Source organism: Streptomyces gamaensis (assembly GCF_042656465.1).
In the GTDB taxonomy this organism is placed as follows: Bacteria; Actinomycetota; Actinomycetes; order Streptomycetales; family Streptomycetaceae; genus Streptomyces; species Streptomyces gamaensis.
Genome location: NZ_JBHSPB010000003.1, coordinates 54812 through 81184, shown reverse-complemented (window position 1 = coordinate 81184; position 26373 = coordinate 54812). Strand labels below are relative to the sequence as shown.

Here is a 26373-nt window from a genome sequence, read left to right as displayed (position 1 = left end):
GTCGCACCGCCCCAACACGCCCTGCGGCGCGCATAGTTCTACCGTCTGCCCCGGCCCCCCGGGGTTCGCACGCAGTTCGCAGGCAATAAACCCGTGTGGGTGACAAAAGGTTGTCGGACCGTGACGTAGCGTTCCCATCATGATCTACCGCCCGGTACCGGCGCGGCTGCCCGTACCGGCCGGGCTCGGCCGCTTCGTGGTGCTGACCACCGTCTTCGTCTGCGCCGCCTGCGGGCTGGTGTACGAGCTCGAACTCGTCGCGCTGGCCTCGTACTTGATCGGCGACTCCGTCACCCAGGCATCCGTGGTGCTCTCCGTGATGGTGTTCGCGATGGGCATGGGCTCGCTGCTCGCCAAACGGCTGCGTACGCGCGCCGCGCTCGGCTTCGCCGTCGTCGAGGCGCTGCTCGCGGCGGTCGGCGGGCTCTCGGCGATGGCGCTGTACGCGTGCTTCGCCTGGCTCGGGCAGGCGCGCCCGGCCCTGGTGGGCTTCTCGCTGGCCATCGGCGTGCTCATCGGCGCCGAGGTGCCGCTGCTGATGACCCTCATCCAGCGCATCCGCCGCCAGGACGCGGGCGGTGCCGTCGCCGACCTCTTCGCCGCCGACTACGTCGGGGCGCTGGTCGGCGGGCTCGCCTTCCCGTTCCTCCTGCTGCCGGTCCTGGGGCAGTTGACGGGCGCGCTGGTGACCGGAGCGGTCAACGCGGTCGCCGGCGGGGCCCTCGTGCTGTGGCTGTTCCGGGGCGATCTGACGCGCCGCGCCCGCTGGCTGCTGCTGGCCGCCAACGGGCTGCTCCTGGCCGTGCTCGCCGTGTGCTCGGCCCTCACCGGCCCCTTCGAACAGGCGGCGCGCCACGCGGTGTACGGGGCGGAGGTGCGTGTCGCGGTGCAGTCCGACGTCCAGGAGGTCGTGCTCGCCGGCGGCGGCAGCAGCGGCCGGCCGCTCGCCCTCTTCCTCGACGGGCGGCTGCGGGTGAGCGGCGAGGACGAGGCCCGCTACCACGAGGCGCTCGTGCACCCCGCGATGGCCGGCCCGCGCCGGCGGGTCCTGGTGCTCGGCGGCGGGGACGGCCTCGCGGTCCGCGAAGTGCTGCGCTACGCGGACGTCGCCTCGGTCACCGTCGTCGAACTCGACGACGCCGTCCTGCGCCTGGCCCGTACGGACCCCGGTCTCCTCGCCCTCAACCACGACGCCTTCCGCGACCCGCGGGTGCGGGTGGCCGGCGCCGACGCCTTCGAGTGGCTGCGGGCCCGGCGGCCCGGCGAGGCCCCGTACGACGTGGTCGTCTGTGATCTGCCGGACCCCGCCGGCACGGCCGGCGCCAAGCTGTACACGCAGGAGTTCTACGGGCTCGTCGCCCGCCGGCTGGCCCCCGGCGGCCGGCTCGCGCTGCACGCGGGCGGGGACGGGGCCCGCCCGCGCGTGCTGTGGACCGTGGACGCCACGGTGCGCTCCGTGGGCCTGGTGAGCCGGCCGTACCGGGTCCCGGCCGGAGCCGCGGACCGCTGCGCGCGGGGCGACGGCTGGGGGTTCGTGCTCGCGGCCCGTACGCCCGTACCGCTGCGACTGCCCGACGACCGGCCGCCGTTGCGCGCCCTGACCCCGTGGGGGCTGCGCGAGGCGCGGGCCGGGGCCGAGCGCGGCAGGATCACGGGCGTGCTGCCGTCCACGCTGATGCACCCGCGCTACGGGCAGTGAGAGCCGCGGATGGCGAGGGCCGCGGGCGGTGAGGGCTACGGCGCCGGGGCGGGCGGTTCCGCCCCCGCGCGCAGGGCGGCACGGAAGGCGCCGGGCGAGCAACCGGCCCGGTGCTGGAAGAACTTGGAGAAGTTCGCCGCGTCGTCGAAGCCGAGCCGCCGCGCGATCCGCGCCGCGGGCATCCCGCTGTGCGCGAGCAGCCGCTTGGCCTCCAGCATCACCCGCCGGTCGATGAACTCCTTCGCGCCCACCCCGGCGGCCGCGACCGTCGCCCGGGAGAGGGTGCGTGGCGCGTAGCCCAACTCCCGTGCGTAGTCGGCGACCTTGTGGCGCGTGGCGAAGCGCGCCTCCACGGCGGCCCGGAACGTGACGAACGCGTCCCCGGGCGCGGGCATCCCGCTGCCCACCGGCGCCGTCAGGTGCGCCAGCCGCAGCACCAGCGCCGACAGCAGGTGCCGCAGGATGGCGGTGTGCACGTCGGCGGGCAGCCCGCCGCCCGTCGCGAAATCGGCCTCCAGATGGGTCACCGCGCAGAACACCGCCTGCCGGTCCACGTCCACCGGCTGCCACAGCACCGGCCGGAACGGATCGTCCGCGACCGCCGCGACGGCCGTACCCGGCGGCAGGAAACCCGGCTGGACGAGGATCACGACCCCCTCGATCTCCTCGACCGCGCCGAACTGCTGCACCTGCCCGGGCCGCACCCACAGCACCGAGCCCTCCTCCAGCCGGTAGCCGGTGAAGTCCACGGTGTGCCCGGCCGAGCCCGAGCGCACGGCGACGATCTGGTGGAAGTCCAGCCGCTGCGGCCGCTGGAGCAAACCCTCCGGCGCGCGGCGGCGCAGCTCCGCGAGCGACATGACCTCGACGCCGGCGGGCGTGCCGGGCGGGGCCCGGTAGGCGAGCTCGACGATGGGGGCTTCTTCTGGGTGTCGCTTTTTCACCATGAGGAGACCCGAGCGTACCTGGTTGTGCAGGGGAGCGGCGCTTACGTTGGTCACAACGCACCACACGAGCGGTGCGGACCCCCCACAGGAGACAGCAAGGGAAGGACAGGAAAGGACCATGGCACGGCACAAGCTCACCTACGCGTTCGACGCCTACTGCGGCTGGTGCTACGGCTTCGGCCCGACCGTGCGCGAGTTCGCGACAGCGAACGCCCACCGGATCGAGCTGACCGTGCTCAGCGGCGGCCTGTTCACCGGGAACCGCGCGAAGCCGGTGTCCGCGTACCCCTACATCCCCGCCTCCGACGTGCGCATCGGCGAACTGACCGGCGCGGTCTTCGGCGAGGGCTACACCCGGGCCGTCGCCGAGGGCACCGCCGTCCTCGACTCGGCCGCCGCCGCGACGGCCCTGGCCGCGCTGCGGAAGCAGGCCCCCGGCAGGACACTGGAGTTCGCGGCCGCCCTGCAGCGGGCCTGGTACCGCGACGGACGCGGCCTCGCCGACCCGGCCACCCTGCGCGCGGTCGCCGAGGACCTCGACGGCGTGGACGCCGACGCCGCGGTCGCCGCCTTCACGGACCCCGCGACGCGCCGCGAGGCCGAGCGGGACTTCCGCCAGGTGCGCAGCCTCGGGGTCGACACCTTCCCCACACTGCTGCTGCACACGCCGGGCGGCGTGCAGCGGCTGGGCGGGCCCATGACCAAGGCGCACGCCCTGACCCGCGCGCTCGACCAGTACGAGCAGCGCTGACCCCCACCCCCTGCTTTCTGCATCGTCCGCCTCCCCCCCCATGACTGAGGAGAACCCCCATGGCGAAGATCGCCCTCTTCGGAGCCACCGGCACCATCGGCAGCCGCGTCCTGCGCGAGGCCCTCGACCGCGGCCACCAGGTCACGGCCGTCGTCCGCGACCCCAAGAAGCTCACAGAGACCCACCCGAACCTGACCGTCGTCACCGGTGACGTCCTCGACCCCGCGTCGGTCGCGGCCGTCGCCAAGGGCCAGGACGTCGTCGTCAGCGCCGTCGGCGGCGGCGACGGCCCCGGCCACATCGCCACCATCAAGCCCGCCGCCGAGTCCCTGGTCGCCGGGGTGCGCACGCTCGGCGGCGACGCCCCGCGCGTCATCGCGGTCGGCGGCGCCGGTTCGCTGCGCAAGGCCGACGGCACCCAGGTGTGGGACGCCGAGGGCCTCCCGGAGTTCCTGCTCCAGATCATGCACGCGCACGGCGACGCCCTGGACTTCTACCGCACCGTCTCCGACGTGCGCTGGACCAACCTCAGCCCCGCCGCCCTGATCGAGCCGGGCGAGCGCACCGGCGCGTACCGCACCGCGCTGGACGACCTCGTCGTCGACGCGGACGGCAACAGCCGGATCACCGCCGAGGACTACGCGGTCGCCCTCGTCGACGAGATCGAGAAGCCGCAGCACGTCGGCGAGCGCTTCACCATCGGCTACTGACCGCCACCGCGGGCACCGCGCGCGGCCGCCCCGCCCGGACGCCGGGCGGGGCGGCGCGCCCGTGGACCGAGGCCGTGTACTGCGGCTGTGTACTGCCGCTGTGGACTGCGAAAACTTCCTCCCGGAGCGGTACTGGCGAAGGGCCCGGTGGGTAGGCTCACTTGCCATGGAGCATGAGGTGTTCGTTCCGTTTCCCGTCGACGCCGTGCGCCGGGTCCTCGCCGACCCCGCCCGCGTGGCCCGCTGCGTGCCCGGACTGCAGCAGGACGCCGGGAAGGACGCGGCCGGCGACAGCACGACGGTGGCCGGCCGGCTGCGGCTGCGCATAGGCGGTTCCACCATCACCTACCGGGGCTCGCTGCGGCTGACCGAGCGCGAGGGCGCGTACGAGCTGTCCGGCGAGGGTGCCGAGGTGCGCGGTACGGGCACCGTGACGCTCGCGCTGCGGGCGCGGCTCGCCGGGGCGCCGGGCGGTTCCCGGCTGGACTGCACGGCGAGCGTCGGCAGCGCGGGCCGGCTGGCCGAGTTCGACGAGAAGACCACGGAGGCCACGGGCCGCCGTCTGCTGGAGCGTTTCACCGCCGCGCTGGTGGAGGAGTTGCGCGAGGACGCCGAGGAGGACGCCGGCGGCGGGCCCCGGCTGGAGGGCGGCAGCGTCTTCGCCACCGGTGCCGCCGCGGCCGCGTCCCCGCGCGACGGTGCCGCCGGCACGGCCCCGGACGACGCTCTCGACGGCGACGCTGTCGACGACGCCCTGGACGACGAAACCCTGGACGACGAACTCGACGAACTCGACGGGCTCGACGAGGAGTTGGCCGACGAGCTGCGAGGCGGCGCCGACGGCGAGCCCCCGGCCGAGGCCGCGCACGCCCGCCGCACGATGATCGGCCGCAGCGCGGAGGAGGTCGACCACGCCCCGCCGCGCGGCCGCTACGCGCCCGTCCCCGCCCCCGAGTCGGGTTCCGCCACCGCGACGGCCCTGCGCTGGGCCGCACCCGCCGCCGCCGTGGCCCTGGCCTCCGCCGTCGTCGTAGGCCGGGTCCTGCGCCGCCGCCGCTGACCTTCCCGCCGCGGTCCCGCTGCCGCGAAGGGGGCGGGGGCCGCGCGCCCGTGCTCCTGCTTCGGGGCCGCTCGCGTGCGTACGGGCCGTACCGTCCGCTGCCGCGACGGGTGCGGGCCCGCTGCGGGCCGCGTGTCCGGGCCAGGTGCCGCCGACGGGGCCGCCGTACGTTCCGCTCGTGCTTCCGTGACCGCCCCGCCCGCTCCCGCGCGCGGTCACCCCGGCGTGGCCCTGGCCGCCCCGCTACTGTCGCACCGTGAGCAACGACGTGAGCAAGCACGACGAGACGAGCCCCGCCGGTGTGACCCTGAAGGCGGGCGACGCCGAGGTGACGGTCGATCCGGGCCTCGGCTGCCGGCTGACGAGTCTGCGCATCGGCGGCAGCGAACTCCTGCGGCAGGGCGCGAAGTACGGGGCGTTCCCCATGGTGCCGTGGTGCGGCCGGATCGCGCTCGGACAGTTCCGCAACGGCGGCGAGCTGCACCAGATGCCCGTCAACCACCCCCCGCACGCGATCCACGGGACCGGCCGGGACACCGTCTGGACAACCGTGCGCGCCGACGACAGCTCCGCCGCGTTCACCTACGACCTCGGGGACCCCTGGCCGTACCCGGGCCGCGTCACCCAGCTGGTAGAACTCGCCCCCGACTCCCTCACGCTGACCCTCGGGGTCGAGGCGGCCGAGGACTCCTTCCCGGCCCAGGCCGGCTGGCACCCCTGGTTCCTGCGCAGCCTCGATCCCGGAGAGTCCGGGGCGTCCGGAGAGTCCGGGGAAGCGGTGCGGCTGTCCTTCGACGCCGCCTGGCAGGAGGAGCGCGGCGAGGACCATCTGCCCACCGGCCGCCGTATCCAGCCGCTGCCCGGCCCCTGGGACGACTGCTTCGGCATGCCCGAGGGCGTCGACGTCACCCTGACCTGGCCCGGCCGGCTGGAGCTGAAGGTGGCCAGCCGTGCCGAGTGGGTCGTGATCTACGACGAGCAGGCCGAGGCCGTCTGCGTCGAGCCGCAGTCCGGCCCGCCGAACGGGCTCAACACCCTGCCGCGTCTGGTCACCCCCATCGATCCGCTGGAGATCTCCACGACGTGGACCTGGCGCTCCCTGGCCCGGGCCGGCAGGACGAGCGCTTAGGCTCAGGGGCATGAGCGAAGCGCGTGACGCCCTGCTGCAGCAGATCAAGGACAAGGCCGTGGTCCACGGCAAGGTGACCCTCTCCTCCGGCAAGGAGGCCGACTACTACATCGACCTGCGCCGGATCACCCTGGACGCCGAGGCGGCGCCCCTGGTCGGCCAGGTGATGCTGGACGCCACCGCGGACCTGGACTACGACGCGGTGGGCGGTCTCACCCTCGGCGCGGACCCGGTCGCCACCTCGATGCTGCACGCCGCCCACGCGCGCGGCCGCGGGCTCGACGCCTTCGTCGTCCGCAAGGCGCAGAAGACCCACGGTATGCAGCGCCGTATCGAGGGCCCGGACATCAAGGGCCGCCGTGTGCTGGTGGTGGAGGACACCTCCACCACCGGCGGTTCCCCGCTGACCGCCGTCGAGGCGGCCCGTGAGGCGGGTGCCGAGGTCGTCGCGGTCGCCACGATCGTCGACCGGGGGGCGGCCCAGGCCATCGAGGAGGCCGGGCTGCGCTATGTGACGGGCTACTCGCTGGGCGATCTGGACCTCGCCTGACCTGCGGTTTTTATTCGAGTCGGCGCGGCGGGTGCGGGGTTTCACGTGAAACTCCGCACCCGCTTCGCGTTCTCGCAGGATGCACCATGTGGAGCAATTCGGGGAGTCTGGGAAGATGGGGGCGACGATGAACGTCGCCCCCTAGGTCAGGGCCCCCGCAACGACGCCCACCCGCACATCACAAGGAGCGGACAGATGCCCATCGCAACCCCCGAGGTCTACAACGAGATGCTCGACCGGGCGAAGGCAGGCAAGTTCGCCTACCCGGCCATCAACGTGACCTCGACGCAGACTCTGCACGCCGCGCTGCGCGGTTTCGCCGAGGCGGAGAGCGACGGCATCATCCAGATCTCCACCGGTGGCGCGGAGTTCCTGGGCGGTCAGTACAGCAAGGACATGGTCTCCGGCGCGGTCGCCCTCGCCGAGTTCGCGCACGTGGTCGCCAAGAAGTACCCGGTGAACATCGCGCTGCACACCGACCACTGCCCGAAGGACAAGCTCGACGGCTACGTCCGCCCGCTGCTGGAGCTCTCCGCCGAGCGCGTCGCCAAGGGCCAGAACCCGCTCTTCCAGTCCCACATGTGGGACGGCTCCGCCGAGACCCTGGCCGACAACCTGGCCATCGGCCAGGAGCTGCTGGCCAAGGCCGCCGCCGCCAGGATCATCCTGGAGGTGGAGATCACCCCGACCGGCGGTGAGGAGGACGGCGTCAGCCACGAGATCAACGACGAGCTGTACACCACCGTCGACGACGCGCTGCGCACCGCCGAGGCCCTGGGCCTGGGCGAGAAGGGCCGCTACCTGCTGGCCGCCTCCTTCGGCAATGTGCACGGCGTCTACAAGCCGGGCAACGTCGTGCTCCGTCCCGAGCTGCTGAAGGACCTCCAGGAGGGCGTCGCCGCCAAGTACGGCAAGGCCAACCCCTTCGACTTCGTCTTCCACGGCGGCTCCGGCTCCACCGAGCAGGAGATCCGCACCGCGCTGGAGAACGGCGTCGTCAAGATGAACCTCGACACCGACACCCAGTACGCCTTCACCCGCCCCGTCGCGGCTCACATGTTCCAGAACTACGACGGTGTGCTGAAGGTCGACGGCGAGGTCGGCAACAAGAAGACCTACGACCCGCGCACCTGGGGCAAGCTGGCCGAGGCAGGCATGGCCGAGCGCGTCACCAAGGCCTGCGCCGACCTGCGCTCCACCGGCACCCGGCTGAAGTAAGCAGGGCTGGAGCAAACAAGGTTGAAGTGAGCCGGACTGAGGCAAGCAGGGCTGAGGCAGGCCCACGCTTGAAGCAGTAGGCAGGGCTGTCGCCCGCGGCAGGGCCCGTACGCCGAGCGCGTACGGGCCCTGCCGCGCGTCCGCCCGCCGTTCGCGTGGCCGGACCCGGGCGGCCGGGGGATGATCCGGACATGAGCCACGCGTCGCCGGAGCCCGCTCCCGCCGTGCGCCTGGGCACGCTCACCGGGCGCGCCGTGCTGTCGACGGCGGTCCTCGGCTCGGGCATGACCCTGCTGGACAGCACGGTCGTCAATGTCGCGCTGCCCCGCATCGGCGCCGACCTCAACGCCGATCTGGCCGTGCTGCAGTGGACCGTCAACGCCTACATGCTCACCTTCGCCGGGCTGATGCTGCTCGGCGGGGCGCTGGGGGACCGCTTCGGGCGGCGGCGGGTGTTCGTCGTGGGCACGGTGTGGTTCGCCGTCGCCTCGCTGCTGTGCGGGCTGGCGCCGGACGCGGGGGCGCTGATCGCGGCCCGCGCGCTGCAGGGCATCGGCGGGGCGCTGCTCACGCCGGGCTCGCTGGCCCTGATCCAGGCGGTCTTCCGGCAGGAGGACCGGGCGGCGGCGGTCGGCGCCTGGTCGGGGCTGGGCGGGGTGGCGGCGGCGGTCGGGCCGTTCGTGGGCGGCTGGCTGGTGGACGGGGCGGGCTGGCGCTGGGTGTTCCTGATCAATCTGCCGGTGGCGGCGGTGTCCGTGCTGGTCGCGCTGCGGTTCGTGCCCGAGACGCGCGATCCGGCGGCGCACGGCCGCTTCGACGTGCTCGGTGCCGCGCTCGGCGCGCTCGCGCTGGGCTGTGTGACCTACGCGCTGATCACCGCCCCCGAGCACGGCACCCTGCCGCGAGTGGTCGTCTCCGGGGCGCTGGGCGTGCTGCTGGCGGTGGCCTTCCTGCTCGTCGAGCACCGCCGGAGCGCGCCGATGCTGCCGCTGGAGATCTTCTCGGTGCGGATGTTCTCCGCCGTCAACGCGGTCACGGTCTTCGTCTACTGGGCGTTCGGCGGTTTCTTCTTCCTGTCGGTGCTGCAGTTCCAGATCGTCGTCGGCTGGTCCGCGCTGGCCGCCGGTACCGCGCTGCTGCCCACGACCGTGCTGATGCTGCTGCTGTCGGCCCGCGCCGGGCGGCTCGGGGAGGCCGTCGGGCCGAGGCTGCCGCTGACGGCGGGGCCGCTGGTGTGCGCGGTGGGGATGCTGATGACGCTGCGGGCCGGTCCGGGCGCGGTGTACTGGCGGGACGTGCTGCCGGGACTGGCCGTGCTGGGCCTGGGCATGGTGCTGGTGGTCGCCCCGCTCACCGCGACGGTCCTGGCCTCGGTCGACGTGGCGCGCGCGGGTCTGGCCAGCGGGGTGAGCTACGCGGTGGCGCGCGCGGCGGGGCTCGTCGCGGTGGCCGCGCTGCCGCTGCTGGCGGGTCTGGGCCCGCAGGGCTACCGCGATCCGGCCGCCTTCGACGGGATGTTCCGCCGGGCCATGCCGATGTGCGCGGGCGCCCTGGTGGTGGCGGCCCTGGTGAGCTGGCTGACGATCCGGGCGCCCGGCCGCCGCCGACGCGTGTGCAAGCCGGAGGTCACGTACTCGTGCGGGGTGGCCGCGCCGCCCCTGGACCCCGGCGATCCGGGGTCGCGGGGCGGCTGACGGCAACGGACCCGCCCGCCCCGGTCCGGTCCGCGGGGCGAGCAGGCAGACTGGAGCTCATGGCCATTCACGAGAACCTGCTCGGGGGACCGCCCCCGACCCGTCTGCCCGATGATCCCGAGCCGCGCGAGCTGCTCGCGTCCGGCGCGGCGCCCGCGGAGGTCGCCGCGAAGTACCCGGCGTCCTCGCTCGCGTGGGCCCAGCTCGCCGACGAGGCGTTCGAGGCCGGCCGCGTCGTGGAGTCGTACGCCTACGCCCGCACCGGCTACCACCGCGGGCTCGACGCCCTGCGCCGCAACGGCTGGAAGGGCCACGGCCCGGTGCCCTTCGAGCACGAGCCGAACCGTGGCTTCCTGCGCGCGCTGCACGCCCTCGCGCGCGCCGCGCAGTCGATCGGCGAGCAGGAGGAGTACGAGCGCTGCTCGGCGTTCCTGCGCGACAGCTCCCCGACGGCGGCCGAGACCCTGCGCTGAGCCGCCCGCCGGAGTCGTGAACTCCCGGCTGCCGTAAGGGAGTAGCCGCCCGCCGCACGATGCGTCAGGTGCCCCGGACGTTCCGGGGACCTGGCGCATCGGCATATTCGCGCATCCGTGCGTGCCGGACCCTTGCCCCGGCGGCGCCCCGCCACGGATGATCGCGGCGTGCCCCGTTGACCCCGTTCGAGACGGCGTGGGAGGCAGACGTGATGGCCGCCGCACCGACCGGTACCCCCGGCCAGGAACCCGAACTCACCTTCACCGGCACGACCCCGTACGAGGACTACGTACGGGCCTCCGTACTCAGCGGACTCCAGGAGCCGCTCTCCGACGACCCCGGCGAGATGGTCTTCCTCGTCACCACGCAGGTGATGGAGCTGTGGTTCACCGTGCTCGTGCACGAGTGGCGCACCGCCTGCGAGGCGCTGCGCAAGGACGACCTGCCGGTCGCGATGGCCGCGCTGGGGCGTTCCGTGCGCGAGCTGGAGTCGCTCAACGCGTCGTGGAAGCCGCTCGCGCACCTGACGCCGGCGCAGTTCAACTCCTACCGTTCGGCGCTGGGCGAGGCGTCCGGGTTCCAGTCCGCGATGCACCGCCGGATGGAGTTCCTGCTGGGCGACAAGTCCGCCGCCATGCTCGTCCCGCACCGGGGCGCCCCGCAGGTGCACGCCGAACTGGAGCAGGCGCTGCGCGAACCCGGCCTGTACGACGAGGTGTTGCGGTATCTCGCCCGGCAGGGCCACGCGATACCCGAGGCGGTGCTGCACCGCGACGTCAGCGGGCTCTACACCCCCGACCCCGGCGTCGAGGCCGTCTGGCAGCGCGTCTACGCGGGCGACCAGGGCAGCGACGCGTGCCGGCTGGGCGAGGTCCTCACGGAGATCGCCGAACTCGTGTGGCGCTGGCGCAACGACCACCTCGTGGCCACCCGCCGGGCCATGGGCGCCAAACGCGGCACGGGCGGCTCCTCGGGCGTGGCGTGGCTGGAGAAACGCGCCGCGAAGAGCGTCTTCCCCGAGCTGTGGACGGCCCGCAGCCATGTGTGAGGACCGGGTGGGCACGGGTCGCGGGACCGCGCGATGAGGGTCGTGAGGGAGCAGGCCGGCAGGGCGGCCGCCCTCGACGCGGCCGACGAACTGCGCGCCAAACGCGCCGAGTTCGTCCTGGACACCCCGGACGAACCGGACGGGACGGTCTACCTGGACGGCAACTCGCTCGGCGCCCTGCCCCGTACGGTCGCCCCCCGCCTGGCCGCCGTCGTCGAGCGCGAGTGGGGGCTGCTGCGCATCCGGGGCTGGCGGGAGGCCGGCTGGTGGGGCGCGCCGGAGCGGGTCGGCGACCGGATCGGGCGGCTCGTGGGCGCCGGGCCGGGCCGGATCGTGGTCGGCGACTCGACAAGTGTCAATGTGTTCAAGGCGGTTGTGGCGGCGGCGAGGCTCGCGGGGGAGGGGCGTGACGAGATCCTCGTCGACGCCGGAACGTTCCCGACGGACGGTTACATCACCGCGTCCGCCGCGCGGATGACGGGCCGCCTGCTGCGGTCCGTACCCGCGCCGGAGCTCGCGGGCGCGGTCGGGGACCGTACGGCCGTGGTGCTCGTCAACCACGTCGACTACCGCACCGGCCGGCTGCACGACCTGCCCGCCGTGACCGCCGCCGCGCACGCGGCCGGGGCGCGCGTGGTGTGGGACGTGTGCCACAGCGCGGGCGCGCTGCCCGTCGGACTCGACGCGCACGACGCCGACTTCGCGGTCGGCTGCACCTACAAGTACCTCAACGGCGGCCCCGGGGCCCCCGCCTTCCTCTACCTGCGCCCCGGGCTCCAGCCGCGCTTCGACTCCCCGCTGCCCGGCTGGAACTCGCACGCGGACCCCTTCGGCATGGCCCCCGTCCACGTCCCCGCCGACGGCGCGGCACGCGGCCGGGTGGGCACGCCGGAGATCCTCTCGCTGCTCGCGCTGGAGGCGGCACTGGAAGTGTGGGACGGGGTCGACCTCGCGGCCGTCCGCGCCAAGAGCCTCGCCCTGACCGACTTCTTCCTGCACTGCGTCGAGGAGTACGTACCCCGGGGCCGCGTCACGTGCCTGACCCCCGTCCCGCACGGCGAGCGCGGCAGCCAGGTATCACTGCGCTGCGAGGCCGCCGCCGCGGTGATGAAGGAACTGGCGGCCCGAGACATCGTGGGCGACTTCCGCCCCCCGGACGTACTGCGCTTCGGCTTCGCCCCGCTGTACACGAGCTTCACGGACGCGGAGAGAGCGGCGCGGGCGTTGGCGGGGGTGCTGGGGCGGTGAGGGGGCAAGAGGGGGGTGGGGCTGCTGTGGGGTTTGGTGGGGGCGTGCTGGGGTCGGGTTTTGCGGCTGGGGCAGGTGGGGGTGCTGAGTCGGTGGAGGATGCGAGGGGGCGGGGATCCGCCTGGGGTTTGGTGGGGGGCGTGCCGGGGTCGGGTTTTCCGGCTGGCCCGGGTGGGGGTGCTGAGTCGGTGGAGGATGCGAGGGGGCGGGGATCCGCCTTGGGGTTTGCTGGCGGCGTGCCGGGGTCGGGTTTTGCGGCTGGGGCAGGTGGGGGTGCTGGGCCCGTGGGTGGACGCGATGGGGGCGGGGGCCCGCCTCGGGGGTCGGTGGTGGCGTACCGGAGGCTGACCCTCCGGCCGGGACGGGCGGTGGCGTGCGGGACGCTGGCCTCGCTGCCCCGGGTGAGGGCCGTCCGGTGACGGCCGGCCAGGGCCCTGCCGTCCCGGTCGGCGGGGCGGAGCCGGGGCCGCCGGTCGGCGGTTCCGGTGCCGTCGCCGAGGAGGCCGCGCTGTTCGGGCTCGGACACGTGCCGGCGGACGCCACCGTCGCGTACGGCCCCCACCCGGACCAGGTCGTCGACTTCTACCTGCCGCGCCGGCCCTCCGGGCTGCGGGTGACCCTGCTGCACGGCGGCTTCTGGCGCGCGGCGTACGACCGCCGCCACCTCGCCCCGCTGGCGGCGGCCCTGGCCGCGCGCGGGGCCGAGACGGCCCTGGTGGAGTACCGGCGGGGGCCGGGCGCCTGGGAGGCCGCGGCGGAGGACGTCCTGCGGGCGACGCGCTGCGCGGCCCCGTACGGGCCCGGCGGCGCCCGACGGCACGTCCTTGTCGGCCACTCCGCGGGCGGGCAGCTCGCGTTATGGGTCGGCACGGTGTGCGCCGGCGGGCCCGTGCCCCCGTACGGGCCGCTCCGCGCGGACGCGGCCGGGAGCGCGGGCCCGCACGCCGGGCCCGGGGACACCGGCGCGTGCGCGCCGCCACCCGTGAGCCGTGTCGTCGCCGTGGCCCCCGTCGCCGATCTGCTACGGGCGCGGGACCTGCGGACCGGCGGCGGAGCCGTCGAGGACTTCTTCGGCCCCGGCACGGGGGAGCGCACGGGGGAGCGCCCCGGGGAAGCCCCCCGCCCCGCGGACCGTCTCCGCGAAGCCGACCCCGTCCGGCTGCCGCCCCCGCCCGTCCCCGTCGTGCTGCTGCACGGGACCGCGGACCCGGACGTGCCCCCGGAACTCTCGCTCCGGTACGTTTCCGCACAGCGCGCCGCGGGCGGCGACGTGACGCTCCACACCCTGGACGGAGTCGGCCACTACGCCCCCGTCACCCCGGGAACTCCGGCTTGCGAACGGCTCCTTACGGGCCTGTAGTCCTTGAGACGGATGCCCACAGATCCCCTTCCTTGGGGACGACGTTACCGAGCGGTTTGCCTACGGTTGACGCGTGACCCAGAGCCATGACCACCCGTCGCTGCGCAGCGAGGCCCGCATCGTGATGGGCGTCGTGCGCAGGATCCGCGAGGACCTGTTCACCGACGCCTTCGCCCTCCGGCCGCTGCCGCCCCTGCCCGCCGACCACCGGCTGGTCCGGGCGCTGCCGCGCCGGGCCGCCCGCTATACGCGCTGGCTGCCGCACGCCGTGCTGGTGGCATTCGCCTGCCTGGTCATGTTCGGCACGGCCGCCGAGGGCCACGTGTGGAATCTGGGCATGGCCCTGCTCTCGGGAGCGGCGATCCTGATGACGCTGTTCCGCCCGGTCGGCGCCTGGTGGCTGACGCTCGGCATGATGCTGGTCAGTTCCGTGGGGGTGGGCCATTCCCCGACCTGGCCCTGGCATCCCGCCGGATTCGTCGCCCAGTTCACGGTGATATTCGTCGTCGCGCTGCGCACCCGGCCGCGCATCGCCGCCGAAATGTGGCTGCTGACGATCGCGACGGCTGTCGCCCTGGGCTTCGGCGTGAGCATCCTGCGGCCCTACAGCTACGGCTACGGCTCCGAAATCCTCCAGATGATGTTCTTCACCGGGGTCGTGATCTTCGGGGTGCTGGCGGCGCGCGGTCTGCGCGAGTCCAAGCAGCAGGTGGCCGCGCAGGCGGCCGTCACCGAGGTCGAGCGCTCCCGGCGCACCGTGCTGGAGGAGCGCACGACGATCGCCCGCGAGCTGCACGACGTGGTCGCGCACCACATGTCGGTCGTCGCGATCCAGGCGGAGGCCGCGCCGTACCGGGTGCAGGATCCGCCGCCGGAGCTGACCGCCGCCTTCCAGACCATCCGGGAGAACGCGGTCACCGCGCTGACCGAGCTGCGCCGGGTCCTCGGCGTGGTCCGCTCGGAGAACCCGGAGGCCTTCGCCGACCCGGAGGCCCCGCAGCCGACGCTCGACGCGCTCGGCGCGCTGCTGGACAATGTGCGCGCCGCCGGGCTGTCCGTCGAGCAGGTCACGACGGGCGCGGTCCGCCCGCTGCCGCAGGGCGTGGAGCTGTCGGCGTACCGCATCGTGCAGGAGGCGCTGAGCAATGTGCTGCGGCACGCCCCGGGCGCCACTGCCAGGGTGGAGATCGCCTATGTCCCCGTCGGTCTCGGCCTGCGCATCGTCAACGGCCCGGCGGACCGTCTCGCCAAGCCCTCGCCCGGCGCGGGCCACGGCGTGCTCGGCATGCGGGAGCGGGTGGGCATGCTGGGCGGCGAGATGACGGCGCAGGGCACGGAGGAGGGCGGCTACGAGGTGTCCGCGTTCCTGCCCGTGACCCCCGAGGAGGCGGCCGCGTGACCATCAAGGTGCTGATCGTCGACGACCAGATGATGGTCCGCGAGGGTTTCTCCGTCCTGCTGGGCGCCCAGCCCGACATCGAGGTGATCGGGGAGGCGGTGGACGGCCGGCAGGCCGTCGAGAAGGTCGCGGAGCTGCGCCCGGACGTCGTGCTCATGGACATCCGGATGCCCGTGCTCAACGGCCTGGAGGCGACCAAGGAGATCATCGCGGCCGACGGCGACGCCAAGGTCCTGGTGCTGACGACCTTCGACCTCGACGAGTACGTGTACCAGGCGCTGCGGGCCGGAGCCAGCGGCTTCCTCCTCAAGGACGCCTCCGCGCGGCAGCTCGCCGACGGGGTGCGGGTCGTGGCCGACGGCGAGGCGCTGCTCGCGCCGACCGTCACCAAGCGGCTCATCCAGGAGTTCTCCCGCCTGGGCACCCCGAAGGTCCCCAACCTGGAGCGGGTGAAGGACCTCACGGAGCGGGAGACGGAAGTCCTGGTCCTCATCGCGCAGGGCCGCTCCAACACGGAGATCGCGGAGCATCTCGTCGTCGCCGAGTCCACGATCAAGACGCACGTCAGCCGCATCCTGGTGAAGCTGGGCCTGCGGGACCGCACGCAGGCGGCGGTCTTCGCCTACGAGACGGGGCTGGTCACCCCGGGCGGCTGAGGGCTCGCCTCCGGGGCGGGGTGCGGGCCGGGCGCCCCGCTGTCGGCCGGTGGCCCGCGAGGCGCTGTCGACCCGGCGTCGGCGGTGCGCCCGGTCGGCAGAGTGGCGGGCCGGGGCAGGCGCGCCGTGGCACTGCGGGCGGTCGAGGGCGGGGCCGTGCCCGCTCGGCGCCCCGGGGCAGCGGGCAGCAGCCGCGCGGCCCGGAGCCGGTCCGGCACCGTCTCCCCTTCCGGGTGCCCGGTGCGCTTCGGGCAGTGCCCTGGAGGGGCGCGGGTCGGCTGCATGGTGCGGCTCCGCCGCGCGGGCGCGGCCATCCCCCGGAGGGGCCCAGACGCGCCCGCAGCCGACGTACCGGACGTCCAGCGCTTTCAGCGGGGCACTCAGTAGCGCGGCACCACCAGCCGCCACGCCCCCTCCCGCACGGTCCAGGTGCGCCTGCGTACCGGGCCCGCGAGGAGGCCGTCGGCGCGGTAGCGGAAGTCCGGGCCGGTGACCATGACCGTCCGGGCGCGGGCCCGCAGCGGCTCCGGTGCCCCGTCGTGCGCGGCGCGCGGCCGCACCGCGACCTCCGCCAGGCCGTCCGTCAGACACACCGTGACCCGGTCGACCGACCGGTCCAGATCCGTGAGCAGCACGCTGTCGGCCTCCACCCGCAGCCGGGTGCAGGCCGGCAACTGCTGCCGGGCGGCCGGCCCGGCGAGCAGGGTGGCCAGGGCCGTACGGGCCGTACGCGCGGCGGGCGACCACCACGGCTGGTGCGCGCCGTCACGCAACTCCTCCGCCTCCCCGGGCGCGAGCTCCCCGGGCACGGGCTCCTCGGGCGCGAGCAGCCCGGCACCGCCCCGTGGCGCGTCCTCGCCCGCCGCCGGGCCGGGCACGCCCGGCAGGCCCGTGCCGTCCGGCTCCCGGGGGACGGCACCGCCCGGGATCGACACGCCGCCCAGCACCACCGCCCCGCTGTCGTCGACGAGCGCGTCCTGCGCCCGCTCGGCGCCGTCGAGAACGGCCCGCGCGGCCCGTACCGCGTCCAGCGGCAGGCCCAGCGCACCGGCCAGCACCAGCGACTCGGGGGTGCCGACCGGGACGATCGCCAGCGGCACCCCGGCCAGCTCATGGCGCCGGCCGAGCACCCGTACGGCCTGCAGCAGCATCCGGTCGTCGCCGACGAGCACCGGCCGCCGCCGGCCGCGCCGGGCCAGGGCGCGCTCCACCTCCTCCGGCCCGTCCGGGAATGTGAGCTTCGCCGGGGCGCCCGCGCACAGCACGTCCCTGGCGATCCGTACGGACTCGCCGTCCACGCGCCGGGCGGACCGGCCGACGACCACGAGCAGCGGCTGTCCGGTGGAGTCTGGAGCCGGCACTTCGGTCCTTCCTCAGGTGCTGTCCTGCCCCGGGGGGACCGGGCTCCGGCGCGGCGGCGCCGCGGGCCGGACCCCCGGCCGCGACCCGGGGCGCTGGTGTTCCTGTTCGTCGCCCGAGAGAAATATTCGGTAATCTCTCGGTGCAAGAGCCCCTGTCGTTGTTGCGCCGGGGGCTTCGTCTATCCGGGGCACCGGTTCGACGGCCAGGCGGAACGCACGGACCCCGTCCCATGGGTCCGGCACCACCTGCGCACGTTGGACATGCCCCGCCCGGAAGGGGTGTACGCCTGTGCCCGCACTTGTGCTGCTCGGTGCTCAGTGGGGTGACGAGGGCAAGGGAAAGGCCACCGACCTGCTCGGTGGGTCCGTCGACTATGTAGTGCGCTACCAAGGTGGCAACAACGCCGGCCACACGGTCGTCGTGGGCGACCAGAAGTACGCGCTGCACCTTCTCCCTTCCGGGATCCTCTCGCCGGGGTGCACCCCGGTCATCGGCAACGGTGTCGTCGTCGACCCGGCGGTCCTGCTCTCCGAGCTGAGCGGACTGAACGAGCGCGGCGTCGACACCTCCAAGCTCCTCGTCAGCGGTAACGCGCACCTGATCACGCCGTACCACACGACGCTGGACAAGGTCGGCGAGCGCTTCCTCGGCAAGCGCAAGATCGGCACCACGGGCCGGGGCATCGGCCCGACCTACGCCGACAAGATCAACCGGGTGGGCATCCGGGTTCAGGACCTCTACGACGAGTCGATCCTGACCCAGAAGGTCGAAGCCGCCCTCGACTTCAAGAACCAGATCCTGGCGAAGCTGTACAACCGCCGGGCCATCGTCCCCGCGCAGATCGTCGAGGAACTGCTGGGCTACGCCGAGCAGATCAAGCCGTTCGTGGCCGACACGACGCTGATCCTCAACAACGCCATCGACGAGGGCAAGGTCGTCCTCTTCGAGGGCGGCCAGGGCACGCTGCTCGACGTCGACCACGGCACGTACCCTTTCGTGACCTCCTCCAACCCGACGTCCGGCGGCGCCTGCACCGGCGCGGGCGTGGGCCCCACGAAGATCAACCGCGTGATCGGCATCCTCAAGGCGTACACCACGCGCGTGGGCGCCGGCCCGTTCCCGACCGAGCTGTTCGACGAGGACGGCGAGAAGCTGCGCACCATCGGCGGCGAGCGCGGTGTCACCACCGGCCGTGACCGCCGCTGCGGCTGGTTCGACGCGGTCATCGCCCGCTACGCCACGCGCGTCAACGGCCTGACCGACTTCTTCCTCACCAAGCTCGACGTGCTCACCGGCTGGGAGCAGATTCCCGTCTGCGTCGCCTACGAGATCGACGGCAAGCGGGTGGAGGAACTCCCCTACAGCCAGACCGACTTCCACCACGCGAAGCCGGTCTACGAGATGCTGCCGGGCTGGTCCGAGGACATCTCCAAGGCCAAGACCTTCGCCGACCTGCCGAAGAACGCGCAGGCCTATGTGAAGGCGCTGGAGGAGATGTCGGGCGCCCCGATCTCCGCGATCGGCGTGGGCCCGGGCCGGGACGAGACGATCGAGATCAACTCGTTCCTGTGACCTGAGACGTGGTGGCCGGTGGCCGGCGGGCAGTGTGCTCGCCGGCCACTGCCGTACCGCCAGGGCGGGTGGGCGCCGGTCAGTGTGGCTACGCTGTGCGCCGTGAAGGAGACGGGATGCTGCTGAGATTCCGGGTGGCCAACGTACGGTCCCTGCGTGACGAGCAGGAACTCTCGTTCGTCGTGCCCGAGGGTGACGAGGGCAGGGGATCGCGCGGTCTGACGCTGTCCGACGGCAAGGAGCTGTCCCTCTACCCGGTGCTGGGGATCTTCGGTGCCAACGCGTCGGGCAAGTCCAACGTCATCACCGCGCTGAAGCGGATGCGTGACGCCGTCCTCAACTCGTATGCGGCGTGGACCTCGTACGACGGTATTCCGCGCGACGAGTTCGCGCTCGACCCCCGGGCGGCGGAGGAGAACACCTTCTACGAGGCGGACATCGTCCTGGCGGACGGGGTTCGCTGGACGTACGGCTTCGAACTCGGTGCGCGGCGCGTGGAGTCGGAGTGGCTCTTCGCCTATCCGAAGGGGCGTCGCCAGGTCTGGTTCGACCGGGACGCGTCGCGTGAGCAGGTCTACGAGTTCCCCGGCGGACGTCTGCAGGACCGGGCCCTGCTGGCCCGTATCACCCGCCCCGACTCCCTGCTGCTCACCCGTGCCGCCGACGACGCGCATCCCCAACTCACTCCCGTCTACGACTGGTTCAGAAGCAACCTCTGGGACATCACCCCCGAGGCGGAGCGGCCGCAGCGCGAGGCGTACACCGCGCAACGGCTGCTGGAGAGCGCGACGACGCGGCGCCGTATCGAGGAGCTGCTGCGCGTCGCCGATCTGGGGATCGCCGGGGCGGAGGTGGTGCGCGAGCCGGGCAGAGCGCCCGTGGTGCGCCTGCGGCACTCGGGCGGCGGTGCGGAGGCCGTGCCGCTGGACTGGCAGGCGGAGTCCTTCGGTACGCGCTCGTGGTTCGCGCTGATCGGCCCGCTGCTGCTCGCCCTCGACACCGGCGCGGTCCTTCTCGTCGACGAGCTGGACGCCAGCCTGCACTCGCGGTTCGCGGCCGAGGTCGTCCGGCTCTTCCAGACGCCGTGGGCCAATCCCAAGGGGGCGCAGCTGGTGTTCACCGCGCACGACCCCTCGCTGTTCCGCAACCCCAGCGGCCGACGGCTGCTGCAGCCGGGGCAGCTGTGGCTCACGGAGAAGGACGAGCGGGGTGCCACCGAGCTGTTCCCGATCTCCGACTGGGAGCCGACGGAGGAGGCGGACCTGATGACGTCCTACCTGGAGGGCAGCTACGGGGGCGTTCCCAGGGTTTCGGAGGGGCAGGTCGTGCGGCGGCTGCTGGCGGTGGACACGGCCGCGGAGGCGGGGACGGAGACGGAAGAGGGCTGATGGCGAGGGACAAGGGGAGGGACAAGCAGGGCCGGCAGAAGGGCCCGAAGAGGGACCGCAGGCGGCTTCCGCGCAAGGTGCACATCTTCACCGAGGGCGAAGTGACCGAGGTCGAGTACATCGAGCACATTCTCAGGCACGGGGAGCCGGAGCGTGCGGACCGGCGGGTCGAGCACCGCATCGAGAACGACACCTCCGAGAGCAAGTACCGCAAGCCGCTGCGCATGGTCAAAGAGGCCGTCGATCTCCTGCGCGAGGTCGAGCGCAGAGCCGCCGCCGACGGCCTGGACAAGGAGAAGGACTGGAACTGGCCGCAGGTGTGGGTCCTCTTCGACCGGGACGACCACCCCGGCATCCTCGAAGCCCGGACCATGGCCCAGCGGGCCGGGGTGGGGATCGCCTATTCCCACCCGTGCTTCGAGCTGTGGCGGCTTCTGCACTACCAGAACTACACGAGTACGTTCGGCGGTGCGTGCGGGAGCGCGAATGACCGTCTGCGGCAGTTGCCCGAGTTCGTGAAGACGTACGGGAAGGGCGTGAAGAGGGTCTCTGAACCCCTCTCGAAGCAGGTCAAGCCCGATCAGGTCTTGGGTAATGGCCGGTACGCGGCTGCCAAGGCGCACGCGAAGAAGATCAACTCTGAGCATGGTCACGGGTCGCATCCGAACGGATGGGACCCGTACACCGACGTGTGGGAGTTCGTGGAGAAAGGTCTGCTGCTGCGCGGCTACTAAGCTGCGCAGGTGCCCGCCGTGGGTCGGCGGTGCCCGCCGCCGGACGTGGCCGGCCTTCCCGCCGGGTCCGGGGTCTCAGCCCCGGACCGGCAACGCAGGACCTCAGGAATCAAGGAAGCAAGGAGCCGTTCGTGGCCAAGCTCACACTCGCCCAGTTGGAGCGCCACCTCTTCGCGGCGGCCGACATTCTGCGCGGCACGATGGATGCCGCCGAGTACCGCGACTTCATCCTGGTCCTGCTCTTCCTCAAGCGCGTCAACGACGAGTTCGAGGCTGCTCGGGAAGCGATCATCAAGGAAGCGCTCGCGGAAGGAAGATCGCGGGAGGAGGCCAAGGAGGAGGCCGATTTTCCGGCGAACTACACGATCCGCAGGGTCATGTACGTCCCGAAGGAGTCCCGCTGGGGCCGACTGGCCGGGGCCGTCGACGATGTCGCCACCAAGTATCTGGAGCCCGCCCTCGATGCCCTGGCGGGCCAGCGCGGCAATAGCCAGCTGCAAGGACTGTTCTCCCACGTCAACTTCAACCGTATCGGCGGGGGCGGCGGCAGCGGGGCCTCCGCCGCCAAGCTCGCCGACAAGCGGCTCGCGGCGCTCATCGAGCACTTCGGCAGTCTGCGGCTGCGCGGGGAGGACTTCGAGTTCCCCGATGTGATCGGCGCCGCCTACGAGTACCTCCTCAAGGACTTCGCGGACACGGCCGGCAGCAAGGGCGGCGAGTTCTACACCCCTCGCGAAGTCGTGCGGATGATGGTCGAGCTCGCGCGGCCGAAGGCCGGGGACCGGGTCTACGACCCGTGTGTCGGCTCGGGCGGCATGCTCATCCACGCCAAGGAGTACGTCGAGGAGCACGGCGGGGACTCCGCCGACCTGAACCTGGCCGGGCAGGATGCCAACAGCGGTTCCTGGGTCATGGCCACCATGAACATGCTCTTCCACGGGGCCCGGCACTTCAGCCTCAAGACGGGTGACACGCTCACCAGTCCACAGCATGTGGACAAGTCCTATGACATCGTGCTGAGCAATCCGCCGTTCTCCATGGACTACAAGGAGTCCGAGGTCGCGCTCATCGAGGAGCGCATGCCGTACGGCCGGACCTCCGAGCGCGGCAAGGCCGACCTGATGTTCCTCCAGCACATGCTGTACATGGTGCGTGGGAGCGGCGGTTCCGTCTTCACGGTCATGCCGCACGGTGTGCTGTTCCGGGGCGGCGCGGAGGAGAAGATCCGGGCGAAGCTCGTCGAGGACAATCTGCTGGAGGCCGTCATCGGTCTCGCGCCCAACCTCTTCTACGGGACGGGTATTCCGGCGTGTGTGCTGGTGCTGCGTTCGCCGGGCCGGAAGGTGCAGGCTCGGCAGGACCACGTGTTGTTCATCAACGCTGATCGGGAATTCCACGCGGAGCGGGCACAGAACGTGCTGCTGCCGGAGCACGTGGAGAAGATCGTCTCCACTTTCCATGCCGTGGGGAAGGAGGAAGTGGAGCGCTTCTCCCGGTTGGTGAGCAAGAAAGACATCGCGAAGAACGGCTACAACCTCAACATCCGCCGGTACGTGGACAATACGCCGCCGCCGGAGCCGCAGGACGTACGGGCGCATCTGGTGGGCGGTGTGCCGAAGGCGGAGATCGAGGCGAAGAAGGAGCTGCTCGACGCGTACGGGGTACGGATCGCGGACCTGTTCGCCGAACGGGACGGTGATCCGGCGTACGTCGACTTCCTGCCGGAGGGCGAGCGCCCCGACGCGGAAAGGCTGACGCTGCTGGCCGAAGCGCGTGAGCGGGTGCTCTGGGCCGCCTTCGAGAAGTGGTGGAAGGCGGAGACCGAGCAGATCGCGAAGCTCGCGCCGTACGACGGCGACGATCGTACGGAGTCCGAGCAGCGCGGCCAGCTCGCGCGGCTGCGGGCCGACTTGATCACCTCGTTCCGGGCGAGCCTGCTGGGTGTCGGGTTGCTCGACGAGCACGCGCTGGCGGGCGCGGTCGCCGGCTGGTGGCAGGACGCGAAGAACGACCTCAAGACACTGCTGGCCAACGGCTTCGAGGGCGTCGTCGAGGGCTGGGTCGAGACGGTCGAGACCCTGCTGGAGCCCGAGCCGAACCCGTGGACCGGCGGCGCGCGCAAGCGGTCGGCGGCGGAACGGCGCCAGGCGTACGACCACAAGGTGGTCGCGAAGATCGCCCCCGACTTCCTGAAGGAGCTCGCGGACGCGGATCGCCGGAAGGCGGAGCTGGACGCGAAGGTGAAGGCGGCCGAGGAGGCGGAGGCCGCGCGGGCGGCGCTGGAGGCGGGTGTCTCCGAGGAGGGGGACGGGGACGGTACCGGGGACGCGGAGGGCGTCGACGGCTCCGAGGCCGCCCGGGGCGCGCTGCCGCCGGAGATCGCGGAGGCGCTGCTCAGCGAGGCGGACCTGAAGAAGCTCAAGCGGGAGCGGACGGCGGCCGGGAAGGCCGTGAAGGAGCTGGAGGACGACTTTTGGCCGCTGGACGGTGGGTCGTCGCGGCGGTCGGCGAAGCCGAAGCGGGGGGCTGCGGTTTCTGCTGCTGCGGATTCGGGGCAGATGGCGCTGGATGTGTCCGGGGCGGATGCGGATGCGGGCGGGGACGAGGAGGCGGTTGAGCCTCGTCTGCACCGGGCGCGCGGTGCGTTGGACGCGGCGCGTCGGCGGGACGTGGTGCTGGAGATTCTGCACGACGACTTCGTGACGAAGCTGGACGGTCATGTCGTGCGCCGCAGGCGCGAGTTGATCGACATGTACCGGGTGTGCGAGGAGAAGTACGCGGTGTCGTTGCGGGATATTGAGACGCGGCGGGTGGAGGCCGCGGAGCGGCTGAATGGGTTCCTGGAAAGGTTGGGCTATGTGGGGTGACGTTCGCCAAACGGTCCGACTTGGTGACTGCCTGCGTCGGATCGATGCTGGGTGGAGCCCCGCCTGTGAGCAGCGTCCGCCGGGGCCCACTGAATGGGGGGTTATCCGCGTCAGCGCGGTTACGTCTGGAGAGTTCCGGTCGGCGGAGTCGAAATGTCTTCCCTTTGGGCTCGTTCCTCGCCCATCGTTGGAGATTAAGCAGGGAGATCTGCTGATGGCCCGTGCGAACGGGGCTAGGAAGCTAGTGGGAACGGTATGCCTGGTGGGCCAGACGCGTTCCGGTCTCATGCTGAGCGACAAGACTCTGAGGCTGGTTCCAGACGAGCGCCGAGCGAGCGCGAGGTTTCTAGCCCTTGTCCTGAGCTCGTCTCATGTGCGAAGTCAGGTCGATTCGCTGCTGAGTGGTAGTACTGGGCAGGGCAACATTTCTCAGGAATCTGTGGAGGAGCTACGCATTCCTGATATTCCAGTGGTGGACCAGCGGAGCCTGGTCGAGGTCTTGGACGAGCTTGCCGAGGCCGAGAGTGCCTTGGAAGCGTCGATCGCGAAGCTGCGCACCGTGCGGAGCAGCGTTGTGGCGTCTGTGATTCCGCGTGGACACGAGCTGGGAATGTTGGCTGAGAGCACTGGATGTGCCACCTCGGTTCGGTGGGTTCCAGTTAACGAAGTCGGCTCAGTACGCATGGGCAAGCAGCTGTCGCCTGGTAGTCGAGCCTCGTCAGAACAGTACCCATATCTCAGAGTCGCCAATGTCCTGGAAGAGAGAATCGACTACTCGGGCGTCAAGACTATGGCCTTCAGTGATGGTGAGCGTTTGGCTTATCGCTTGGAGCCAGGTGACATCCTTCTCAATGAAGGACAGAGCCTTGAGCTTGTAGGGCGCAGCGCCATCTATGAACGGGGGCCTGGAGAGTTCTATTTCCAAAACACGTTGGTTCGGTTTCGTGCAGGCGATGGAATGCTGTCGCGATATGCGCAAGCAGTGTTCAACTGTTGGCTTAACGCAGGCGTATTTGTTCAAATCGCCAAGAAGACGACGAGTATCGCACATTTGGGGGCTGAACGTTTCGGATCCCTGCTGTTTCCGCTCGTTCCGCTTGCCGAGCAGAGGCGTATCGTCGATCTGGTCGATGCATGGGACACGCGAATCCGCAGTAGTGAAGATGAGTTGAGCAAGTTGCGGGGGCTTAAACGAGGGGTGATGGACGACTTGCTCAGTGGGCGCGTGCGAGTCGGCTCCGCTGAGTAAAAGTGGTCGCCCAGCGGCCATGGGTGATGCTACAAAACCAGCATTGGCACACAGCCTTCTCGGAAGCAGTCAGTAAGGATGAGACCGGTGGCAGCGAGGAAGCCCCCGACCGAACGGCAACGCCGGTTGGGCACGGAGCTCCGTAAGATGCGCGAGCACGTGGGCCTGTCGCTGACCGAAGCTGCCACGATGCACGGCACCGACCGGACCACCGTCAGCAACATCGAGTCCGGCCGCTTCGGCGTCAGTGTCGACCGAGTCCGCGTCTGGGCAGCCAACTACTCCTGCCGCGACCGTGTCTACATCGATGCGCTCGCCGCGATGGCGAAGGAGAGGCGTTCCTCTGCCTGGCACTGGTGGGACGAGTACGAGGGCATGCTCAGCGCATCGTTCCTAGACCTTGCGGAGTTGGAGCACTACGCGGTCTCACTGCGAGCCGCGCAGATCACGCACATGCCGGGGCTGCTTCAGCACGAGGACTACGCACGCGCGGTCTTCGAGGAGGCGACTCCGCCCCTGGCGCCGGACGACTTCGAGCGTAAGATCGCGTTCCGGCTTCGCCGCAGTCAAGTTCTCGATCCACCGAGGCTCTTGGATTGCGTATTCATCATCCACGAGGCCGCGCTGCGTATTCCGTTCGGCGGCCGGGGAGTTGCTCGAACCCAACTGAACCACTTGCTGGAACAGTCCGAACGACCGAACGTGAAGGTCTGCGTGCTGCCGTTCGCAGCCGGCGGTTTCCCTTCTGCTGCAAGCTCCACTTGCTACGTACGCGGACCGGTCCCGCAGCTCGACACGGTGCAGACGGACACACCTGTGGGGTTGTCCTTCCTTCAGTCCGAGACGCATCTTGCGAACTACCGTGCGGTATTGGACCGTATGGAGAAGCGGGTTCTCACTCCAGGGCGCTCGCGGGACTTCATTCGCGAAGTGGTGCAATGTCTGTGAAAGTGCAAGAGGCGGACGTTGGTTGGCTCAAGTCTTCCTTCTCGGAGCAGAACGGCGCCTGCATCGAACTCGCGCTGAGCGAAGGGGCCATCTTGCTGCGGGAGAGCGATGTCCCGGGTGTGGTGGTCAGGACGACGCCGGGCAAGTTGTATGCGCTCCTGGCTGGCGCCAAGTCCGGTGCGCTAGATAGTTCGCTGTAGCGCACTTGGTTGACGGTCTCCATCATCATTCCAGGTGGACGCCCTCTTGCTCTTTGGGTGTGACTGTGTCGTATGCACTTTCGGGTGGAGCTTCATACAACGCGTTGTGA

23 protein-coding genes are annotated in these 26373 nt (G+C 71.7%); 21 read left to right on the top strand and 2 right to left on the bottom strand.

Annotated elements, in window-relative coordinates; all coding sequences use genetic code 11:
• The first annotated feature begins 139 nt into the window (after window positions 1-139).
• Window positions 140-1699, top strand: a complete 1560-nt coding sequence (locus ACFP1Z_RS05250) for a polyamine aminopropyltransferase (RefSeq protein ID WP_390314695.1) — start codon at window positions 140-142, stop codon at window positions 1697-1699.
• 35 nt (window positions 1700-1734) lie between these two features.
• Here ACFP1Z_RS05250 and ACFP1Z_RS05245 read toward each other — a convergent pair whose 3' ends face one another.
• Complete coding sequence (locus ACFP1Z_RS05245; RefSeq protein ID WP_390314694.1) at window positions 1735-2646, bottom strand: helix-turn-helix domain-containing protein; 912 nt, start codon at window positions 2644-2646, stop codon at window positions 1735-1737.
• Window positions 2647-2764: 118 nt separating this feature from the next.
• On the opposite strand from ACFP1Z_RS05245, the gene ACFP1Z_RS05240 reads away from it, so the two are divergent.
• From ACFP1Z_RS05240 to ACFP1Z_RS05180, 13 genes are all read left to right on the top strand, one after another.
• Window positions 2765-3397, top strand: coding sequence for a DsbA family protein (locus ACFP1Z_RS05240; protein ID WP_390314693.1), 633 nt, complete (start codon window positions 2765-2767; stop codon window positions 3395-3397).
• Window positions 3398-3456: 59 nt separating this feature from the next.
• Window positions 3457-4107, top strand: a complete 651-nt coding sequence (locus ACFP1Z_RS05235; RefSeq protein ID WP_390314692.1) for an NAD(P)-dependent oxidoreductase — start codon at window positions 3457-3459, stop codon at window positions 4105-4107.
• A 166-nt stretch (window positions 4108-4273) separates the two neighbouring features.
• A complete protein-coding gene (locus ACFP1Z_RS05230) occupies window positions 4274-5167 on the top strand; it encodes an SRPBCC domain-containing protein (RefSeq protein WP_390314691.1) in 894 nt (297 codons plus the stop codon).
• Window positions 5168-5423: 256 nt separating this feature from the next.
• A complete protein-coding gene (locus ACFP1Z_RS05225) occupies window positions 5424-6296 on the top strand; it encodes an aldose epimerase family protein (protein ID WP_390314690.1) in 873 nt (290 codons plus the stop codon).
• A 10-nt stretch (window positions 6297-6306) separates the two neighbouring features.
• Window positions 6307-6846, top strand: a complete 540-nt coding sequence (pyrE, locus tag ACFP1Z_RS05220; RefSeq protein WP_390314689.1) for an orotate phosphoribosyltransferase — start codon at window positions 6307-6309, stop codon at window positions 6844-6846.
• Between the two features lie 195 nt (window positions 6847-7041).
• On the top strand, window positions 7042-8064 hold the full coding sequence (gene fbaA / locus ACFP1Z_RS05215) for a class II fructose-bisphosphate aldolase (RefSeq protein WP_390314688.1): 1023 nt from the start codon (window positions 7042-7044) through the stop codon (window positions 8062-8064).
• Window positions 8065-8255: 191 nt separating this feature from the next.
• Complete coding sequence (locus tag ACFP1Z_RS05210) at window positions 8256-9758, top strand: MFS transporter (protein WP_390314687.1); 1503 nt, start codon at window positions 8256-8258, stop codon at window positions 9756-9758.
• 59 nt (window positions 9759-9817) lie between these two features.
• Window positions 9818-10231: a DUF3151 domain-containing protein gene (locus ACFP1Z_RS05205; RefSeq protein ID WP_390314686.1), complete on the top strand. Its 414-nt coding sequence runs from the start codon at window positions 9818-9820 to the stop codon at window positions 10229-10231.
• A 212-nt stretch (window positions 10232-10443) separates the two neighbouring features.
• Window positions 10444-11280: a tryptophan 2,3-dioxygenase family protein gene (locus tag ACFP1Z_RS05200; RefSeq protein WP_390314685.1), complete on the top strand. Its 837-nt coding sequence runs from the start codon at window positions 10444-10446 to the stop codon at window positions 11278-11280.
• A 33-nt stretch (window positions 11281-11313) separates the two neighbouring features.
• Window positions 11314-12528, top strand: coding sequence for a kynureninase (gene kynU / locus ACFP1Z_RS05195; RefSeq protein ID WP_390314684.1), 1215 nt, complete (start codon window positions 11314-11316; stop codon window positions 12526-12528).
• A gap of 415 nt (window positions 12529-12943) precedes the next feature.
• Complete coding sequence (locus ACFP1Z_RS05190) at window positions 12944-13888, top strand: alpha/beta fold hydrolase (RefSeq protein WP_417801277.1); 945 nt, start codon at window positions 12944-12946, stop codon at window positions 13886-13888.
• Window positions 13889-13961: 73 nt separating this feature from the next.
• A complete protein-coding gene (locus ACFP1Z_RS05185; protein WP_390314683.1) occupies window positions 13962-15287 on the top strand; it encodes a histidine kinase in 1326 nt (441 codons plus the stop codon).
• Window positions 15284-15943, top strand: a complete 660-nt coding sequence (locus ACFP1Z_RS05180) for a response regulator (RefSeq protein WP_390314682.1) — start codon at window positions 15284-15286, stop codon at window positions 15941-15943. Before ACFP1Z_RS05185 ends, ACFP1Z_RS05180 begins: the two co-directional genes overlap by 4 nt.
• A 380-nt stretch (window positions 15944-16323) precedes the next feature.
• Here the strand turns inward: ACFP1Z_RS05180 and ACFP1Z_RS05175 are convergent, their stop codons facing one another.
• Entirely contained in the window at window positions 16324-17304 is a 981-nt protein-coding gene (locus ACFP1Z_RS05175) for a hypothetical protein (RefSeq protein WP_390314681.1), read from the bottom strand.
• A gap of 289 nt (window positions 17305-17593) precedes the next feature.
• Between ACFP1Z_RS05175 and ACFP1Z_RS05170 the strand changes: the two genes are divergently transcribed.
• From ACFP1Z_RS05170 to ACFP1Z_RS05140, 7 genes are all read left to right on the top strand, one after another.
• Window positions 17594-18877 carry an adenylosuccinate synthase gene (locus ACFP1Z_RS05170; protein WP_390314680.1) on the top strand — a complete coding sequence of 428 codons (1284 nt, stop codon included), beginning with the start codon at window positions 17594-17596 and terminating at the stop codon, window positions 18875-18877.
• A 116-nt stretch (window positions 18878-18993) separates the two neighbouring features.
• Window positions 18994-20265 (top strand): AAA family ATPase, encoded by a 1272-nt coding sequence (locus tag ACFP1Z_RS05165; protein WP_390314679.1) that lies wholly within the window; start codon window positions 18994-18996, stop codon window positions 20263-20265.
• Complete coding sequence (locus tag ACFP1Z_RS05160; RefSeq protein ID WP_390314678.1) at window positions 20265-20999, top strand: RloB family protein; 735 nt, start codon at window positions 20265-20267, stop codon at window positions 20997-20999. Before ACFP1Z_RS05165 ends, ACFP1Z_RS05160 begins: the two co-directional genes overlap by 1 nt.
• A gap of 131 nt (window positions 21000-21130) precedes the next feature.
• Window positions 21131-23866, top strand: coding sequence for an N-6 DNA methylase (locus ACFP1Z_RS05155; RefSeq protein WP_390314677.1), 2736 nt, complete (start codon window positions 21131-21133; stop codon window positions 23864-23866).
• A 262-nt stretch (window positions 23867-24128) separates the two neighbouring features.
• Complete coding sequence (locus ACFP1Z_RS05150; protein ID WP_390314676.1) at window positions 24129-25115, top strand: restriction endonuclease subunit S; 987 nt, start codon at window positions 24129-24131, stop codon at window positions 25113-25115.
• An 87-nt stretch (window positions 25116-25202) separates the two neighbouring features.
• The gene (locus ACFP1Z_RS05145) at window positions 25203-26063 is read left to right on the top strand and encodes a Scr1 family TA system antitoxin-like transcriptional regulator (protein ID WP_390314675.1); all 861 of its coding nucleotides are present in this window, start codon (window positions 25203-25205) and stop codon (window positions 26061-26063) included.
• Window positions 26054-26263 carry a DUF397 domain-containing protein gene (locus tag ACFP1Z_RS05140; RefSeq protein WP_390314674.1) on the top strand — a complete coding sequence of 70 codons (210 nt, stop codon included), beginning with the start codon at window positions 26054-26056 and terminating at the stop codon, window positions 26261-26263. The genes ACFP1Z_RS05145 and ACFP1Z_RS05140 overlap by 10 nt, the downstream gene beginning before the upstream one ends.
• Window positions 26264-26373: the final 110 nt, after the last annotated feature.

What these genes read in the sequence shown, in the direction of transcription:
- ACFP1Z_RS05250 (WP_390314695.1), top strand. Translation starts at nt 140, where the DNA reads ATGATCTACCGCCCGGTACCGGCGCGGCTGCCCGTACCGGCCGGGCTC.
- ACFP1Z_RS05245 (WP_390314694.1), bottom strand. Translation starts at nt 2,646, where the DNA reads ATGGTGAAAAAGCGACACCCAGAAGAAGCCCCCATCGTCGAGCTCGCC.
- ACFP1Z_RS05240 (WP_390314693.1), top strand. Translation starts at nt 2,765, where the DNA reads ATGGCACGGCACAAGCTCACCTACGCGTTCGACGCCTACTGCGGCTGG.
- ACFP1Z_RS05235 (WP_390314692.1), top strand. Translation starts at nt 3,457, where the DNA reads ATGGCGAAGATCGCCCTCTTCGGAGCCACCGGCACCATCGGCAGCCGC.
- ACFP1Z_RS05230 (WP_390314691.1), top strand. Translation starts at nt 4,274, where the DNA reads ATGGAGCATGAGGTGTTCGTTCCGTTTCCCGTCGACGCCGTGCGCCGG.
- pyrE (WP_390314689.1), top strand. Translation starts at nt 6,307, where the DNA reads ATGAGCGAAGCGCGTGACGCCCTGCTGCAGCAGATCAAGGACAAGGCC.
- fbaA (WP_390314688.1), top strand. Translation starts at nt 7,042, where the DNA reads ATGCCCATCGCAACCCCCGAGGTCTACAACGAGATGCTCGACCGGGCG.
- ACFP1Z_RS05210 (WP_390314687.1), top strand. Translation starts at nt 8,256, where the DNA reads ATGAGCCACGCGTCGCCGGAGCCCGCTCCCGCCGTGCGCCTGGGCACG.
- ACFP1Z_RS05205 (WP_390314686.1), top strand. Translation starts at nt 9,818, where the DNA reads ATGGCCATTCACGAGAACCTGCTCGGGGGACCGCCCCCGACCCGTCTG.
- ACFP1Z_RS05200 (WP_390314685.1), top strand. Translation starts at nt 10,444, where the DNA reads ATGGCCGCCGCACCGACCGGTACCCCCGGCCAGGAACCCGAACTCACC.
- kynU (WP_390314684.1), top strand. Translation starts at nt 11,314, where the DNA reads ATGAGGGTCGTGAGGGAGCAGGCCGGCAGGGCGGCCGCCCTCGACGCG.
- ACFP1Z_RS05165 (WP_390314679.1), top strand. Translation starts at nt 18,994, where the DNA reads ATGCTGCTGAGATTCCGGGTGGCCAACGTACGGTCCCTGCGTGACGAG.
- ACFP1Z_RS05160 (WP_390314678.1), top strand. Translation starts at nt 20,265, where the DNA reads ATGGCGAGGGACAAGGGGAGGGACAAGCAGGGCCGGCAGAAGGGCCCG.
- ACFP1Z_RS05140 (WP_390314674.1), top strand. Translation starts at nt 26,054, where the DNA reads ATGTCTGTGAAAGTGCAAGAGGCGGACGTTGGTTGGCTCAAGTCTTCC.